The 16,169-nt window shown below is 42.6% G+C and carries 17 protein-coding genes and 1 pseudogene; 2 read left to right on the top strand and 16 right to left on the bottom strand.

All coding sequences use genetic code 11. From position 1 onward, the window contains the following. Nucleotides 1-8: 8 nt before the first annotated feature. Nucleotides 9-213 (top strand): annotated as a pseudogene (locus EAE89_RS24415) (phage tail protein); the annotation flags it as partial. A gap of 265 nt (nt 214-478) precedes the next feature. After that, complete coding sequence (locus tag EAE89_RS15680; protein ID WP_054478594.1) at nt 479-1,075, top strand: tail fiber assembly protein; 597 nt, start codon at nt 479-481, stop codon at nt 1,073-1,075. A 221-nt stretch (nt 1,076-1,296) separates the two neighbouring features. Here the strand turns inward: EAE89_RS15680 and EAE89_RS15675 are convergent, their stop codons facing one another. From EAE89_RS15675 to mnmG, 16 genes are all read right to left on the bottom strand, one after another. Beyond that, the gene (locus EAE89_RS15675) at nt 1,297-1,665 is read right to left on the bottom strand and encodes a tail fiber assembly protein (protein ID WP_214086201.1); all 369 of its coding nucleotides are present in this window, start codon (nt 1,663-1,665) and stop codon (nt 1,297-1,299) included. A gap of 371 nt (nt 1,666-2,036) precedes the next feature. After that, the gene (ykgO, locus tag EAE89_RS15670; protein WP_046974578.1) at nt 2,037-2,177 is read right to left on the bottom strand and encodes a type B 50S ribosomal protein L36; all 141 of its coding nucleotides are present in this window, start codon (nt 2,175-2,177) and stop codon (nt 2,037-2,039) included. A 17-nt stretch (nt 2,178-2,194) separates the two neighbouring features. Then, nucleotides 2,195-2,449, bottom strand: coding sequence for a type B 50S ribosomal protein L31 (locus tag EAE89_RS15665; protein ID WP_214086200.1), 255 nt, complete (start codon nt 2,447-2,449; stop codon nt 2,195-2,197). Between the two features lie 150 nt (nt 2,450-2,599). Further along, nucleotides 2,600-4,429, bottom strand: a complete 1,830-nt coding sequence (glmS, locus tag EAE89_RS15660; protein ID WP_054480380.1) for a glutamine--fructose-6-phosphate transaminase (isomerizing) — start codon at nt 4,427-4,429, stop codon at nt 2,600-2,602. A gap of 108 nt (nt 4,430-4,537) precedes the next feature. Continuing rightward, on the bottom strand, nt 4,538-5,908 hold the full coding sequence (gene glmU, locus EAE89_RS15655) for a bifunctional UDP-N-acetylglucosamine diphosphorylase/glucosamine-1-phosphate N-acetyltransferase GlmU (protein WP_054480379.1): 1,371 nt from the start codon (nt 5,906-5,908) through the stop codon (nt 4,538-4,540). Between the two features lie 130 nt (nt 5,909-6,038). Then, entirely contained in the window at nt 6,039-6,461 is a 423-nt protein-coding gene (locus EAE89_RS15650; RefSeq protein ID WP_054480378.1) for a F0F1 ATP synthase subunit epsilon, read from the bottom strand. 21 nt (nt 6,462-6,482) lie between these two features. Further along, nucleotides 6,483-7,865 (bottom strand): F0F1 ATP synthase subunit beta, encoded by a 1,383-nt coding sequence (gene atpD, locus EAE89_RS15645; RefSeq protein WP_054480377.1) that lies wholly within the window; start codon nt 7,863-7,865, stop codon nt 6,483-6,485. 34 nt (nt 7,866-7,899) lie between these two features. Then, nucleotides 7,900-8,763 (bottom strand): F0F1 ATP synthase subunit gamma, encoded by an 864-nt coding sequence (gene atpG / locus EAE89_RS15640; RefSeq protein WP_149617409.1) that lies wholly within the window; start codon nt 8,761-8,763, stop codon nt 7,900-7,902. Nucleotides 8,764-8,821: 58 nt separating this feature from the next. Next, the gene (gene atpA, locus EAE89_RS15635; protein WP_054480375.1) at nt 8,822-10,363 is read right to left on the bottom strand and encodes a F0F1 ATP synthase subunit alpha; all 1,542 of its coding nucleotides are present in this window, start codon (nt 10,361-10,363) and stop codon (nt 8,822-8,824) included. 14 nt (nt 10,364-10,377) lie between these two features. Further along, nucleotides 10,378-10,911 carry a F0F1 ATP synthase subunit delta gene (atpH, locus tag EAE89_RS15630; RefSeq protein WP_054480374.1) on the bottom strand — a complete coding sequence of 178 codons (534 nt, stop codon included), beginning with the start codon at nt 10,909-10,911 and terminating at the stop codon, nt 10,378-10,380. Between the two features lie 12 nt (nt 10,912-10,923). After that, nucleotides 10,924-11,394, bottom strand: coding sequence for a F0F1 ATP synthase subunit B (atpF, locus tag EAE89_RS15625; RefSeq protein ID WP_054480373.1), 471 nt, complete (start codon nt 11,392-11,394; stop codon nt 10,924-10,926). A 57-nt stretch (nt 11,395-11,451) separates the two neighbouring features. After that, a complete protein-coding gene (gene atpE, locus EAE89_RS15620) occupies nt 11,452-11,691 on the bottom strand; it encodes a F0F1 ATP synthase subunit C (RefSeq protein WP_000429386.1) in 240 nt (79 codons plus the stop codon). Nucleotides 11,692-11,739: 48 nt separating this feature from the next. Then, nucleotides 11,740-12,564, bottom strand: coding sequence for a F0F1 ATP synthase subunit A (gene atpB / locus EAE89_RS15615; RefSeq protein WP_054480372.1), 825 nt, complete (start codon nt 12,562-12,564; stop codon nt 11,740-11,742). Nucleotides 12,565-12,593: 29 nt separating this feature from the next. Beyond that, nucleotides 12,594-12,971: a F0F1 ATP synthase subunit I gene (gene atpI, locus EAE89_RS15610; RefSeq protein WP_054480371.1), complete on the bottom strand. Its 378-nt coding sequence runs from the start codon at nt 12,969-12,971 to the stop codon at nt 12,594-12,596. 609 nt (nt 12,972-13,580) lie between these two features. Next, complete coding sequence (rsmG, locus tag EAE89_RS15605) at nt 13,581-14,201, bottom strand: 16S rRNA (guanine(527)-N(7))-methyltransferase RsmG (protein ID WP_054480370.1); 621 nt, start codon at nt 14,199-14,201, stop codon at nt 13,581-13,583. A gap of 13 nt (nt 14,202-14,214) precedes the next feature. Then, nucleotides 14,215-16,104, bottom strand: a complete 1,890-nt coding sequence (mnmG, locus tag EAE89_RS15600) for a tRNA uridine-5-carboxymethylaminomethyl(34) synthesis enzyme MnmG (RefSeq protein WP_054480369.1) — start codon at nt 16,102-16,104, stop codon at nt 14,215-14,217. Nucleotides 16,105-16,169: the final 65 nt, after the last annotated feature.

Below are 16,169 nucleotides of genomic sequence, written 5' to 3'. Positions count from 1 at the left end.
AAATCCCGGTGGGAATACCTCTTCCTTGGCCGACTAACATACCACCAAATGGATGGGTAAAATGTAATGGAGCAATCTTTGATAAATCCTTATATCCAAAATTAGCAGAAGTTTATCCTAGTGGTAGATTACCTGATTTACGGGGTGAATTTATCCGTGGCTGGGATGATGGACGTGGGGTGGATGTTGGTCGATATCTACTTTCCAATCAATTGGCTGATATTGCTCCACATAATCATAGGCTTAGTCGAATGTGGTCTAACTCAAATGCTGGAGCTGATGGTTTGGGTACACCGAGCTGTATTCTCAATAGTGTCACCAAAGATGCTAACTACGGATTTGATGGCCGTGGATTGGGTATCGCTACCGGAATTGGAAATGGTGGTTCCGGTTATATGGACGATGCGATTCTTGCTTCAACAGGAACAGAAACACGTCCGCGAAACGTAGCATTTAATTACATTGTGAGGATTGCCTGATGAATAAGGCTGTACTGGATAAAAATAATATTGCCATCAGTACCGGAAGTATCGTTGTGTTTAATTACGATGCGATTACACTGGAATATCTAAACAGTACTGATGAACATCTTTCCGTTGGTATTGGTCTTCCTGCCAATTCCTGCACAGACGCACCACCTGATCCCCAAGAGGGGTATGTCATCTGCCGTTCATCTGATTTAACCAACTGGTTGATTGTACCAGATTATCGCGGAAAAATAGCTTACAACACCCAAACTGGGAAACAGCAGGAAATTATTGAACTAGGTGAATTACCAGAAATACTGACATTTAAACAACCCGCTACCGATTTTGATAAATGGGATGACGAAAAATGGGTAACAGATATCGAAGCCCAAAAAAACAGTCAGATTGAACAAGTAGAACTACAACGAGCCACTCTTCGCCAACACGCTAATGAAGCTATGACTTTATTACAATATGCTGTTGAGACTGAAATGGCCTCAGACGCAGAGAAAGCGTTATTACTTGCCTGGAAGAAGTATTTGGTATTACTGAGTCGTGTCGATACTTCAATAACCCCAGATATTGATTGGCCACAAGTACCAGAATGATAAAATTGTCAAGACCGGGCATTATTCTGTCTCCGGTCTTTTTTCAGTTATGATTGGCTATGTTGGCCAGTCCGATGTTTTTGAAGTATCAATTCAGTTAATATGATTTGGTATTTTCTTCATTCCAGTGAAGCCTGACGCATCAAATAAGCACTTATTGATTGTCCTAAAAACTAGGATAGAAAAAGGCCTGCGGTTTGTGAACTGCGGGCCTATATTATTTATACTGGTTGTGCGGGCCACCCAATATCTGGTGCTATGGTGGGATCAATGCGGTTTGCTTGTATTCGGTATTTTTTCCAGTCTTTGAGTTGTTCTATCTCTTCCAGAGTTGCTTCATCTAGATCAACGGCATCCTGTAAAGAGGCAATACTATTGCTGGCGAGGGATAGCAATTCTTCTTTACGTCTCTCTGCTTGAGCCATTAACTCGACCTTTGTGTACTTACGCGGAACAATAGCACCATTTATATATTGCCATTTGCCAGAAATATCACAAGAATCAGGTAGATTACTTACCTCAGCTACACTCATTCCATCTGGGTTAAAAGCTGATACATCTCCTGATATAGAAGATTTTTCAAAACTCACTATTCTGTGAAATTTCCGAAAGGGTAGTCTCTCATTGGTACTCAGCAGGGTTACATATGGAAAAGATTGGCTATATTCGGGTGTCAAAAAATGACCAGAATGGTGATTTACAATGAAACACATTAAAAAGCATAAATAACGAACTACTTTTGAGGGAAAAATCTGTAGCAATAGCAGACAACTAAATGTTTAATTTTGTACCGTGCAATCAATATCTCATGAAGTTTTACTTTACAAAAAATACAGCTTATCTACCTAAGTCATGTAATTCTCTTCCCAAATAAATCTCATGCTAACTATTTTCCAAATGGTTAAACAAGGGCAGAAAACCCGCAGTTATAAGCTGCGAGTTCTACCATTAGCATTAAGTATCAACGCTTCTTTTTCTTCCCCTGAACTGCTTTAAAACGTGGATTGGATTTACAAATAACATACAACCGGCCACGACGTCGTACGATTTTGCAATCTGGGTGACGGGTTTTCGCCGTTTTAAGTGAACTTAACACCTGCATTTTTATGATCCTTCAATTTATTTATTGCCAATAAAACGCCCAAATTTTTTCTGGAATCGTGCTGTGCTGCCTTCCTGAGATAAAGTTTTCTGCTTACCTGTGTAGAAAGGATGTGATTCCGATGATACATCAACTGTCACATACGGATACTCTTCTCCATTCAAGGTAATTGTCCGCTCAGTACGGATAGTGGAACCAACTGTAAAGTAGGCATTAGTACTGGTATCGTGAAATACAACTACCCGGTAGTTTGGATGGATATTTGGTTTCATAACTTCGCCACAAATGTAATGTTATAATATAGCAATAATGCAGTTCGTTTTTATCAGCAAGAAAATAATGAAAATTTTTTTCAGACCAAAAAAAAGCCTCTGTATTTTTAATGTACAGAGGCTTATTTCAACTTATTACTTATAAAACGACTATTCTACAGTTACTGATTTAGCCAAGTTACGAGGCTGATCAACATCAGTCCCTTTAATCAAAGCAACATGATAGGAGAGTAGTTGCAGTGGAACGGTATAAAATATTGGTGCAATCAGTTCTTCAACATGCGGTAATGGGATAATCTTCATTCCTTCGCTGTCCGTAAAACCGGCATCCTGATCCGCAAATACATATAACAATCCACCACGGGCTCGTACTTCTTCAATATTGGATTTCAGTTTTTCCAATAGTTCATTGTTTGGAGCCACAATGATAACAGGCATGTCTGCATCAATCAGTGCCAATGGACCATGTTTCAATTCACCTGCTGCATAAGCCTCAGCATGAATGTAAGAAATTTCTTTTAATTTCAGTGCCCCTTCAACCGCTATCGGATATTGATCACCACGGCCAAGGAACAAAGCGTGGTGTTTATCAGAAAAATCTTCCGCCAGCGCCTCGATAATTTTATCCTTCGACAACATGCTTTCAATGCGGCTCGGCAGTGCATGTAATGCATGAACAATTTCTTGCTCCTGCTCTACATCAACACCGTTTAAGCGTCCAAGATAAGCCACCAGCATCAGCAACACTGTCAGTTGGGTTGTGAAAGCTTTCGTTGAAGCAACACCAATTTCAGCACCAGCCTTAGTCATCAGTGCAAAATCAGATTCACGGACTAAAGAAGAACCCGCTACGTTACAGACTGTCAACGATGTGAGATATCCAAGTTCTTTAGATAAACGCAAGGCTGCCAATGTATCTGCGGTTTCACCTGATTGAGACAATGTAATTAATAAGCTTCCCGGACGACGTGCCGATTTGCGGTAACGAAATTCAGAGGCAATTTCTACATCACAAGGAATACCGGCCAATGCTTCAAACCAATAACGGGAAACCATACCTGCGTTATAGGATGTACCACAGGCAACAATCTGAATATGTTCTACTTTGGATAATAATTCAGCTGCATTAGGGCCAAGTTCAGACAGATCTACTTGTCCATAACCTAAGCGCTTTTCCAAAGTACTTTTGATTGCCATTGGCTGTTCATAGATCTCTTTTTGCATATAGTGACGATAAATACCTTTGTCACCAGCATCATATTGAATATTAGATTCAATATGTTCCCGTTCAATTGGCTCCCCGTGAATATTAAAAATACGCACGGTACGACGGGTTACTTCAGCAATATCGCCTTCTTCAAGGAAGATAAAACGACGAGTAACAGGCAACAGCGCCAATTGATCAGACGCAAGGAAGTTTTCCCCCACACCCAAACCAATAACCAAAGGACTACCCGATCTTGCAGCGATTACTGCTCCGGGATCACGGCTATCCATGATAACTGCGCCATAAGCACCACGAAGCTGGGGGATAACACGCTGGACAGCCTCTAGCAAGGTACCACTCTGTTTTTGCTCCCAATGAACAAGGTGAGCAATAACTTCTGTGTCAGTATCCGATATAAATGAATAACCACGCTCAATTAATTGAACCCGCAATTCTTCATAGTTTTCAATAATGCCGTTGTGAACAACAGCAATATAATCGGAAATATGCGGATGAGCATTCTTCTCGTTCGGTTCACCATGTGTAGCCCAACGGGTGTGCGCAATACCTGTCCCACCAAGGACTGGTTGTTTATCAACCTCATCAGCTAGCATTTGCACCTTACCGACTTCACGTAGGCGGAGCATATTCTTTTCGTTATCAACAACCGCCAACCCAGCGGAGTCGTAACCACGGTATTCCAAACGACGAAGCCCTTCAATCAGGATTTCAGCAATATCTCGTTGTGCTACTGCACCAACAATTCCACACATCAGTTTTATTCCTAAAAACAGGGCTGATGAAAGCCCTTTATAATGTCACGAGCCTGATTGTTTTCCGGCTTTGCCGGTCCCCGAGCCTGTAGAGTGGGGATTATTATTTTATTTTTTCTTAACAGGGCGTTTCCAACCCTGAATATGCGTTTGCTTAGTTCTGCTTACTACCAGTTCATCTTCAGCAACATTTTTCGTCACTGTCGTCCCCGCACCAATTGTAGCGCCGTTAGCAATTGTCACTGGAGCAACAAGTTGGGTATCAGAACCAACAAAAACGTTATCGCCAATAATAGTTTTGAATTTATTAGCGCCATCGTAGTTACAGGTAATAGTACCTGCACCAATGTTTACATCACTACCAATATCAGTATCACCAAGATAAGTTAGATGTCCCGCCTTAGAACCTTTACCCAGATAAGATTTCTTCATTTCAACGAAATTCCCTACATGGGCTTTTTCAGCAAGTTTAGAGCCGGGACGTAAACGGGCAAAAGGTCCAACAGTACAACCAACCCCCATTTCAGAATCTTCAATGACTGTATATGGACTAAGAACAGAATCATCACCAATAATGCAGTTCTTCAGTACGCAACCTGTGCCAATCTGTACATTATTTCCGAGAGTTACATTGCCTTCGATAATAACATTAGTATCAATAACTACATCATGGCCATAGGCCAACGTGCCACGTAAATCAAAACGGGTAGGGTCTAGCAGCATAACACCAGCCAGCAATAATTTTTCTGCCTGTTCAGATTGATAAATACGTTCAAGAGCGGAAAGCTGTAGGCGGTTATTCACACCTTCCATTTCACTCAAACGTCTTGGATGTACCGCTTCAATTTTTTGACCTTCTTTATAGGCCAAAGCAATCACATCAGTAATGTAATATTCACCCTGAACATTGTTGTTATCCAATTGGGATAACCAACGTTTTAAATCGCCACCATTAGCAACCAAAATACCTGTGTTAATTTCATTAATTTTGCGCTGCTCATCAGTTGCGTCTTTTTGCTCAATGATTCCAGTCACATCCCCGTCTTCACGAATAATACGACCATAACCCGTTGGATTATCCAGAATTGCTGTCAGTAAACCAATACCACCTTCAGGTTTAGCCGCCAACAGACGCTCAAGGGTATCTGTACCAATAAGAGGTACATCGCCATACAGCATCAGAATATCTTCATCATCAGTAAAATGTGGCGCTGCCTGCAGCATTGCGTGACCTGTCCCTAACTGTTCCTCTTGTAATACCCAATTCAACTTTTGTTCAGAAAGGGTCTGCTTCATCAGATCACCACCATGCCCATACACCAAATGAACATTTTTAGCACCCAATACCATTGCAGTATCAATCACATGCTGAACCATAGGTTTACCTGCCAGCAAGTGTAAAACTTTAGGGAGATCAGAATACATGCGGGTTCCTTTACCCGCAGCAAGGATAACAACACTTCTTGCACTGTTAGACATAAGAAACCTGATAACTCCAATTTAAGATAAAAAAAGTAAACCTGTTTGCGAGATAAATTACTACATATTTCGCAATACAAAAAAGCCAGTTAGCTCACACCAACTGGCTTCTTTTCTTTAACTGCCTGTATTACATTGCCTTTTTTGTCAACTCGATTACCCGAAGTTTTGCAATCGCTTTAGACAATTCAGCTGATGCCTGAGCATAGTCAACATCACCGTGAGAATTACGGATGCGTTCTTCAGCTTTACGCTTAGATTCCAACGCCTTAGCTTCATCCAAATCTTTACCACGGATCGCAGTGTCAGCTAGTACGATAACGCCGCTCGGTTGTACCTCAAGGATACCCCCAGAAAGGTAAATAACCTCTTCTTCACCGAACTGCTTAACAATACGTACCATGCCAGGTTTTATGGCAGTAAGTAGTGGTGCATGTCCTGGGTAAATACCCAGTTCACCTTCACTACCTGTCACCTGAATTTTTTGTACCAAGCCTTCAAACATCCGGCTCTCAGCACTGACAACATTCAAATGGTAAGTCATTGCAGCCATATCAACCTCCGGTCAGCCGTATTAAAGTTTTTTCGCTTTTTCCACAGCTTCTTCGATGGTACCTACCATGTAGAACGCTTGTTCTGGTAGGTGGTCATAGTCACCTTCTAAGATACCTTTAAAACCACGGATAGTATCTTTCAGGGAAACGAACTTACCTGGTGAACCAGTAAAGACTTCTGCAACGAAGAATGGCTGAGACAGGAAGCGCTGGATCTTACGAGCTCGTGCAACTACCAACTTATCGTCTTCTGACAGTTCATCCATACCCAGAATAGCGATAATATCTTTCAGTTCCTGATAACGTTGCAGGATAGACTGAACACCACGAGCAACGTTATAGTGCTCTTGACCAACAACCAATGGATCAAGCTGACGGCTAGTAGAATCCAGTGGATCAACCGCCGGGTAAATCCCCAGAGAAGCAATCTGACGGCTCAGTACTACGGTTGCGTCCAAGTGGGCAAAAGTCGTCGCTGGAGATGGGTCAGTCAAGTCATCCGCAGGTACGTAAACAGCCTGTACAGAAGTGATAGAACCGGTTTTGGTGGAAGTAATACGTTCTTGCAGAACACCCATTTCTTCCGCCAACGTTGGCTGATAACCTACCGCTGATGGCATACGGCCCAGCAGTGCAGACACTTCTGTTCCTGCTAAGGTATAACGATAAATGTTATCAACGAACAACAGAACATCACGGCCTTCATCACGGAATTTCTCAGCCATTGTTAGGCCAGTCAGCGCAACACGCAGACGGTTTCCTGGTGGCTCATTCATCTGACCATATACCAGAGATACTTTATCCAGTACGTTAGAATCTGTCATTTCGTGGTAGAAGTCGTTACCTTCACGGGTACGCTCACCTACACCGGCAAATACGGAGTAACCTGAGTGTTCAATCGCAATGTTACGGATAAGCTCCATCATGTTTACGGTTTTACCTACACCCGCACCACCAAATAGACCAACTTTACCACCCTTGGCGAATGGACAAATCAGGTCCATTACTTTGATACCCGTTTCCAGCAACTCTTGAGAGTTAGATAACTCTTCGTAGCTTGGAGCCGGACGGTGAATAGCCCAACGCTCTTCTTCACCGATATCGCCTTTCATGTCGATTGGTTCACCCAATACGTTCATGATGCGACCCAGTGTCGCTTTACCAACTGGAACTTCGATTGGGTGACCTAAGTCAGTCACACTTAAACCACGGCTTAAGCCATCAGAAGTACCCATTGCAATACAACGAACAACGCCGCCGCCTAACTGCTGCTGAACTTCCAGCACCAGCTTAGCTTCGCCGTTTTGAACCTCAAGTGCATCGTATACTTTTGGTACAGCATCTTGAGGGAATTCGACGTCCACCACGGCGCCGATTACCTGGATAATCTTTCCAGTAGCCATCTTGAATCCTCTACGTAATTCGTAAACCTAGCTGTTAAACCGCGGAAGCACCCGAGACAATCTCGGTCAACTCCTGAGTTATGCTGGCCTGACGAGCTTTGTTATAAACCAACTGCAGCTCTTTGATCAGGCTGCCACCATTATCAGTCGCGGCTTTCATCGCCACCATTCTTGCGGCCTGCTCACTAGCCAGGTTTTCAACAACGCCCTGATAAACTTGCGACTCTACATAACGACGCAGTAGTATATCCAGCAACGCCTTAGGATCAGGTTCGTATAAATAATCCCAGGATTTCTTCTTCAGTGTTTCATCATCTCCGGCAGGCAGAGGCAATAACTGAGTAATAGTCGGTTCCTGAGACATTGTATTGATGAACTTGTTTGTCACCACATACAATTTATCCAGACGTCCTTCATCGTATGCCCGCAACATGATATTAACCGGCCCGATCAATTCGGACAGTGAAGGGTTATCTCCCATGCCTGTAACCTGAGCAACAATATTGCCCCCAACAGATGCAAAGAAAGAAACAGCCTTAGAGCCGATAAGTGCCAGATCACACTGGGCACCTTTATCAGACCAACTTTTCATGTCCAACAGTAGTTTTTTGAACAAATTAGTATTCAAACCACCGCACAAGCCACGATCGGTAGAAACAACCAGATACCCGACACGTTTAGTTTCACGTTCTTCAAGGTACGGATGTTTATATTCCAGATTACCTAACGCAAGGTGACCAATCACGCTGCGTATGGTTTCTGCATAAGGACGGCTGGCCGCCATGCGATCCTGCGTTTTACGCATTTTGGACGCAGCAACCATCTCCATCGCTTTAGTGATTTTTTGCGTGTTTTGCACGCTGGCGATCTTGGTACGTATTTCTTTTGCGCCGGCCATTCCTGATTCTCCTCATTAACCAGACGGCCCATGTTTAATTAAACCGGGCCGAATAGTGTTACCAGGACTGAGTTGCTTTGAAAGAATCGAGCAGAGCTTTCAGCTTCGCTTCGATCTCTTCATTGTAACCACCAGACTGGTCAATCTCTTTCAGAAGATCAGCATGTTCACGGCTGGCATACGCAAGCAGCGCAGACTCGAAATCAATAATCTTAGCGATTTCGACATCTTCCAGATAACCACGTTCCGCAGAAAACAGAGACAGTGACTGTTGTGCAACAGACATCGGAGCATACTGTTTCTGTTTCAGCAATTCAGTTACTTTCTGACCATGATCCAACTGCTTACGAGTTGCATCATCAAGGTCTGAAGCAAACTGAGAAAATGCTGCCAGTTCACGATACTGAGCCAGAGCAGTACGAATACCACCAGACAATTTCTTCACGATCTTAGTCTGAGCAGCACCACCTACACGGGATACAGAGATCCCTGGATTAACTGCTGGACGAATGCCCGCGTTGAACAAGCTGGATTCTAAGAAGATCTGACCATCAGTAATTGAAATAACGTTTGTTGGTACGAATGCTGATACGTCCCCTGCCTGAGTCTCAATGATAGGCAGAGCTGTCAGAGAACCTGTTTTACCTTTCACTTCGCCATTAGTGAATTTTTCTACATATTCAGCGTTAACACGCGCAGCACGTTCCAACAAACGGGAGTGCAGATAGAAAACATCACCAGGGAATGCTTCACGTCCTGGTGGACGTCGGAGCAACAAAGAAATTTGACGATAAGCAACAGCTTGCTTAGATAAATCATCATAAACAATCAGCGCATCTTCACCGCGATCGCGGAAATATTCGCCCATTGCACAACCAGAATATGGTGCCAGATATTGCAATGCAGCAGATTCTGAAGCAGTCGCAACCACTACGATAGTATTAGCAAGAGCACCATGCTCTTCTAATTTACGAACAACGTTCGCAATAGTAGAAGCTTTCTGACCAACTGCAACATAAACACATTTAATGCCTGAATCACGCTGGTTAATGATTGCATCAATAGCCAGTGCAGTTTTACCCGTTTGACGGTCACCGATAATCAGTTCACGTTGACCACGACCGATAGGGATCATGGCGTCAACAGATTTATAACCTGTCTGTACCGGCTGATCTACGGATTGACGATCGATAACGCCTGGAGCAATCATTTCGACAGCAGAGAAACCATCATGCTCAACAGGGCCTTTACCATCAATTGGTTCGCCCAGAGTGTTCACTACACGACCAAGCAAACCACGACCAACAGGTACTTCAAGAATACGGCCAGTACATTTAACCTTCATGCCTTCTGCTAAATCAGCATACGGACCCATCACAACCGCACCCACGGAGTCGCGCTCCAGGTTTAATGCGATTGCATAACGATTGCCAGGCAGTGCGATCATTTCACCCTGCATAACTTCGGCTAAACCGTGAATACGAATGATACCGTCGTTAACGGATACAATCGTACCTTCATTGTGAGCTTCACTCACTACATTGAACTGAGCAATGCGCTGCTTGATCAGTTCGCTGATTTCGGTGGAATTCAGTTGCATATGCTCCAGTCCCCTTAAGACTGCAAGACGTCTGTTAAGCGATCTAAACGGCCACGAATACTGCCATCAATCACCAAATCACCTGCGCGGACTACCACACCAGCAATAACAGACTTATCAATTTTGCAATTCAGCTTAACTTTGCGTGACAGACGTTTATCCATCGCTGCAGAAATTTTAGCCAGCTGTTGCTCACTCAGTTCGGTAGCAGAAATCACTTCAACATCAACAGTTGATTCAAGTGACGCACGCAATTGAATAAATTGCTGCAAAACTTCCGGTAACGCCAATAAGCGGCCGTTTTCTGCCATAACACGAATAAAGTTCTGAGCATGTTCATCGACCAGTTCACCGCAAATTGCGATGAAAGTATTGGCTAACGTTTCCGATGCCAATGAACCGGAAAGCAGTTCACCAACTTGCTCATTACGAGTCACCTCAGCTGTGAACACCAGCATATTCTGCCAATGTTCGAGCGATTGTTTTTCCACAGCAAAGTCAAAAGCTGCTTTGGCGTAGGGGCGAGCTACAGTAGCGAATTCAGACATGCCCCTCCCTCCTTACAGTTCAGCGACCAGTTTATCAACGATGTCGCTGTTAGCAGCTTCATCCACGGAACGTTCGATGATTTTCTCGGCACCTGCGATAGCCAGCATAGCGACCTGCTTACGTAACTCTTCCCGAGCACGCTTACGTTCGGCATCAATTTCTGCCTGAGCTTGCGCTACGATTCTGTTACGTTCCTGCTCTGCGTCAGCTTTTGCATCATCAAGGATCTGGGCTTTTTGTTTATTAGCCTGTTCAATGATGACCTGAGCTTCAGCTTTCGCTTTCTTCATTTGGTCGGTCGCATTGGCTTGCGCTAAGTCCAGGTCCTTTTTGGCACGTTCTGCAGAAGATAAACCGTCAGCAATTTCTTTTTGACGCTTTTCAATGGCCGCCATAATTGGAGGCCATACAAACTTCATACAGAACATAACAAACAGGACAAACGCAATGGCCTGGCCGAGGATTGTTGCATTAAGATTCACAGCACAATACCTCTTTCAAATTAATGAGTTGACGTAGTTTCGAATTTTTTCTGCAAACTACGCGACAGCAAACATTACGTACAAGCCAAGGCCCACAGCAATCATCGGAATGGCGTCAACCAGACCCATAACGATAAAGAACTGTGTACGCAACAGAGGAATTAAATCCGGCTGACGAGCAGCACCTTCCAAAAATTTACCTCCGAGGATGCCGATACCGATCGCAGCACCGATTGCCGCCAGACCCATCATTACAGCGGCAGCCATGTACAGCAGATCCATATTCAGGTTTTCCATGACAGTCTCCAGTTTGTTTCAGTTAAAACACAGTTATTGTGGTAAAAATTAATGTTCTTCAGATGCCATCGACAGATAAACAATCGTCAGAACCATGAAAATAAAGGCTTGTAACGTAATAATCAGTATGTGGAAGATAGCCCAAGGCAGGCTAAGCATCCACTGCGACCACCACGGTAACAGACCAGCTATAAGAATAAAGATCAATTCACCCGCATACATGTTACCAAACAGTCGTAGACCGAGTGATACTGGTTTTGAAAGCAGGCTAACCCCTTCCAGAATTAAGTTAATCGGAATAAACAGCGGATGATTAAAAGGCTGTAAAGTCAGCTCCTTTGTAAAACCACTAATTCCTTTCATCTTAATACTGTAGTAGAGGATAAGGACAAAGACACCGATAGCCATCGACAAGGTAATACTGACATCCGCTGTTGGTACAACACGCAGAGCAGGTAAGCCGAAGACATGTTCACCGATATAAGGAAGAAAATCGATTGGCAGTAGGTCCATTATATTCATCAATAACACCCAGACGAACACAGTTAATGCCAGAGGGGCAATCACTTTGCTCTTCCCGTGATACATATCACGAACGCTGTTATCAACAAAACCCATGATCAATTCTATAGCAGTCTGAAGTTTGCCAGGTACGCCACAGGTGGCATTAACCGCAACCTTTCTGAATACATACAGAAATAAAATCCCTAATACGACTGAGAAAAAAAGCGAGTCAATGTTCAACGTCCAGAACGTTGCAGAACCACCAGAGTTGGGATCGACCAACTCAAAGGTACGTAGGTCCAACTGAAGGTTATTCAGGTGGTGGCCTATGTAGTCCCTTGCAGTTGAAACTTCTCCTGATGCAGACATGATGCCTCTTACCCTTTGTTGTTGAAAACCTAACCGTTTATCACAGCTGATGCGATGATCTGCACAATCAGCACCACTAAATAAGTCAAACCTAGCGGTACAAACGCCGCTTTAAACACCCCTAAAGCAACAATCAGCACTGCTATCGTAATAATAACTTTCAACCCTTCGCCAATAGCGAAAGACCATGCAACACGCACAGAAACGTCTTCTTCCTTTGCTTCCTGAAAACTGGCAAATAGCATAAAGATGGCATTCGGTAACCAACATGCTAATCCACCAGCAAAAGCAGAAGCGCCCCACTCTATACTTTTGGTACAAAAAGCCGCACTGAGAATAACAAAAGTCATTAACTGCAAAAACAGCAACTTCAGTGCAATTTTACCGTTGTAAAGGGATACAGACATGACTTTTGTTTTCTCCCCTGCACGCTTTGCATATCAGGTTTTGCTGAATGTTGTATAAAACTGCCTTTGCTTAAGAGTGTCAAGTGACAAAAACGTGCAAATTATACGGGCAGCCAAAATGAATTCAATCCATAAGTAGCGAAAAGGTGAACAATTATTTAAATTTTTTACTTTGACACCAGATTACAAGCTAATTATTGTACTGATTCTTCATCTTTAATAATTTCATACTTTCAAATTTAAATGTGAGTTAAATCACATAAAATTTTCATTTATTAATTATTTTTAACATTTTAAACAAATAAAAATAAAATATATTATAAGTAAAATCAAAAACTTAACTTCATAAATTGGAAATAAGGTTATTATATTATTGACTTAAATTACCAAGTTAATTTTTAGCTGTTTTAAAAAAGTGAATCTGATGAAAAAACGCTTTATCTGATTTTTAAAAACTCAACTACCTTAATATCAAGATAACGTTATTTTTATGTGATAACTCGGTAAATTAAAGCTGAAACGAGACAAATCATAATTGACGATGTTGAACACAACACAATTGTGCTCAACATCACTAATTATTTATGACTTTATTGACAAATGACAAAATTAGTTTGATTTAAGTATAACCAGATGCCGTTGCCCTTCCAATTCAGGAACATCTAACCGAATAACTGAATCAACAGAAATTCCGGAAGGTAACACAGTGAGTTCCTCCTCAGGGAGTACACCTTTAAGCGCATAGAAACGCCCATGAACAGACTTAGGTAAATGACCGCACCAAGAGACCATATCTTGTAGTGAAGCAAAAGCTCGGCTTATAACACCATCAAAAGGTGGTTCAGAAGGATACGTTTCAACCCTACTTTGCACTGGTTCGATATTTGCCAAACCAAGTTCATGCTGAACTTGACGCAAAAATCTGACTCTTTTACCTAAACTATCCAGCAATGTAAAATAAGAATCTGGACGAACAATAGCTAACGGAATACCCGGCAACCCCGGACCAGTTCCTACATCGATAAAACGATAACCTTGTAGATAAGGACTAACAATAATGCTATCCATGATATGACGTACTAACATTTGCTCAGGATCACGAACAGACGTGAGGTTATAGGTTTTATTCCACTTATTGAGCATATCAACATAGGCTATAAGCTGTTGTTTCTGCTGTTGTGAAATTTCTATTCTTGCTTTAGTCAGCAACAATTCCAGTTTGTTCAGCACAATAAAGATCCTCTTAGGCACTGCGGCGCAGCAATCCTTGTTTTTTCAGCCATACAAGCAAAATTGAAATTGCAGCAGGTGTTATTCCTGAAATACGCGAAGCCTGACCAATTGAGCTTGGTTTGTGATCATTAAGTTTAGCTACAACTTCATTGGAAAGACCACTAATCTGACAATAATCGAGATCAATCGGTAATGATGTATTTTCATTACGCAATTGTTTTTCAATTTCTTCCTGTTGACGAGCAATATACCCTTCATACTTGACTTGAATTTCAACTTGGTCAGCGGCTTGTAGCTCTTTAATACCTGGTGAGAACAGAGGTAATGAGGTCAACAGTTCGTAATTTATTTCAGGACGACGCAGTAAATCTTCACCATTAGCTTCTTTCGATAATGGCATTTTTAGTATCTTGTTGATGTCATCAAGGTTACTTGAATGAGGATGGACCCAAATATTACGCAGGCGCTGGCGTTCTTGTTCAATCATTTCTACCTTACGGCAATAATGTTCCCAACGGAAATCATCCACTAATCCTAATTCGCGACCTTTTTCTGTTAAGCGAAGGTCAGCATTATCTTCACGTAACATCAAGCGATACTCCGCTCGGGAAGTGAACATACGGTACGGTTCTTTAGTACCTAAAGTACACAAATCATCAACCAGAACGCCAACATAGGCTTGATCACGGCGGGGGAACCATCCCTCTTTTTCCGAAGCATAACGAGCTGCATTCAGACCAGCCAGAAGACCTTGGGCAGCCGCTTCTTCATAACCTGTTGTACCATTAATTTGCCCGGCAAAGAATAAGCCGTGTATAAATTTACTTTCCAGCGTTTGTTTCAGGTCTCTTGGATCGAAGAAATCGTATTCTATTGCATAACCAGGTCGAACGATGCGAGCATTTTCCATTCCTTTCATGGAGTGAACAATTTGCATCTGTACATCAAATGGCAAACTGGTAGAAATGCCATTCGGATAAATTTCGTTACTGGTTAATCCTTCTGGTTCGAGGAAAATCTGATGAGCATTACGATCCGCAAAACGCATGACTTTATCTTCGATCGAAGGACAATAGCGCGGGCCGATCCCTTCAATGATCCCTGCATACATAGGGCTACGATCTAGATTGCTGCGGATCACATCGTGCGTTTTTTCATTGGTATGAGTGATATAACATGACATCTGCTGTGGATGTTGCCCCACATTTCCAAGGAAAGAGAATACTGGTGTTGGATCATCACCTATTTGTTGAGTTAATTGGCTAAAATCAATAGTTCTGGCATCAATACGTGGTGGTGTACCTGTTTTTAGTCTATTTACACGTAAAGGTAGCTCACGTAAACGTTGTGACAATGAAATTGCTGGAGGATCACCAGCTCTTCCCCCACTGTAATTCTCTAGGCCGATATGGATTTTACCGTCCAAGAATGTACCTACAGTTAGAACAATTGCCTTAGCCCTAAATTTAAGCCCCATACGGGTTATTGCACCAGTGACAGCACTGTTTTCAACAATTAGATCTTCTACGGGTTGTTGGAAAATCATCAGGTTGGGTTGATTTTCTAATGCTGTTCGTACAGCTTGACGGTAAAGGACTCTGTCAGCTTGAGCACGTGTTGCTCGAACAGCCGGTCCTTTACTGGCATTTAAGGTTCTAAATTGAATACCAGCTTGATCAGTTGCCCTTGCCATTAGACCACCAAGTGCATCAATTTCTTTAACCAGATGTCCTTTACCAATCCCACCGATGGCTGGGTTACATGACATTTGGCCCAAAGTATCAATATTGTGAGTCAGTAATAAGGTTTGACGGCCCATACGAGCGGCTGCCATAGCAGCTTCAGTACCGGCATGACCACCACCGATAATGATGACGTCAAATTGCTCTGGATAAAACATGGTGATAGAACCTTTCGTTGTAAGAATGCTAAGTGTGCATTACAGGGAGGAGAATTCTACTCAAG

Source organism: Photorhabdus heterorhabditis, assembly GCF_018448905.1.
GTDB lineage: Bacteria > Pseudomonadota > Gammaproteobacteria > Enterobacterales > Enterobacteriaceae > Photorhabdus > Photorhabdus heterorhabditis.
This window is presented reverse-complemented; position numbering and strand designations above follow the sequence as displayed.

Excerpts from the sequence above, each read along its gene's own strand:
- EAE89_RS15650 (WP_054480378.1), bottom strand. The coding sequence starts at position 6,461 with ATGGCTGCAATGACTTACCATTTGAATGTTGTCAGTGCTGAGAGCCGG.
- glmU (WP_054480379.1), bottom strand. The coding sequence starts at position 5,908 with ATGTCTAACAGTGCAAGAAGTGTTGTTATCCTTGCTGCGGGTAAAGGA.
- atpE (WP_000429386.1), bottom strand. The coding sequence starts at position 11,691 with ATGGAAAACCTGAATATGGATCTGCTGTACATGGCTGCCGCTGTAATG.
- atpI (WP_054480371.1), bottom strand. The coding sequence starts at position 12,971 with ATGTCTGTATCCCTTTACAACGGTAAAATTGCACTGAAGTTGCTGTTT.
- atpB (WP_054480372.1), bottom strand. The coding sequence starts at position 12,564 with ATGTCTGCATCAGGAGAAGTTTCAACTGCAAGGGACTACATAGGCCAC.
- EAE89_RS15680 (WP_054478594.1), top strand. The coding sequence starts at position 479 with ATGAATAAGGCTGTACTGGATAAAAATAATATTGCCATCAGTACCGGA.
- atpD (WP_054480377.1), bottom strand. The coding sequence starts at position 7,865 with ATGGCTACTGGAAAGATTATCCAGGTAATCGGCGCCGTGGTGGACGTC.
- mnmG (WP_054480369.1), bottom strand. The coding sequence starts at position 16,104 with ATGTTTTATCCAGAGCAATTTGACGTCATCATTATCGGTGGTGGTCAT.
- atpG (WP_149617409.1), bottom strand. The coding sequence starts at position 8,763 with ATGGCCGGCGCAAAAGAAATACGTACCAAGATCGCCAGCGTGCAAAAC.
- atpA (WP_054480375.1), bottom strand. The coding sequence starts at position 10,363 with ATGCAACTGAATTCCACCGAAATCAGCGAACTGATCAAGCAGCGCATT.
- atpH (WP_054480374.1), bottom strand. The coding sequence starts at position 10,911 with ATGTCTGAATTCGCTACTGTAGCTCGCCCCTACGCCAAAGCAGCTTTT.
- EAE89_RS15665 (WP_214086200.1), bottom strand. The coding sequence starts at position 2,449 with ATGAAACCAAATATCCATCCAAACTACCGGGTAGTTGTATTTCACGAT.
- glmS (WP_054480380.1), bottom strand. The coding sequence starts at position 4,429 with ATGTGTGGAATTGTTGGTGCAGTAGCACAACGAGATATTGCTGAAATC.
- ykgO (WP_046974578.1), bottom strand. The coding sequence starts at position 2,177 with ATGCAGGTGTTAAGTTCACTTAAAACGGCGAAAACCCGTCACCCAGAT.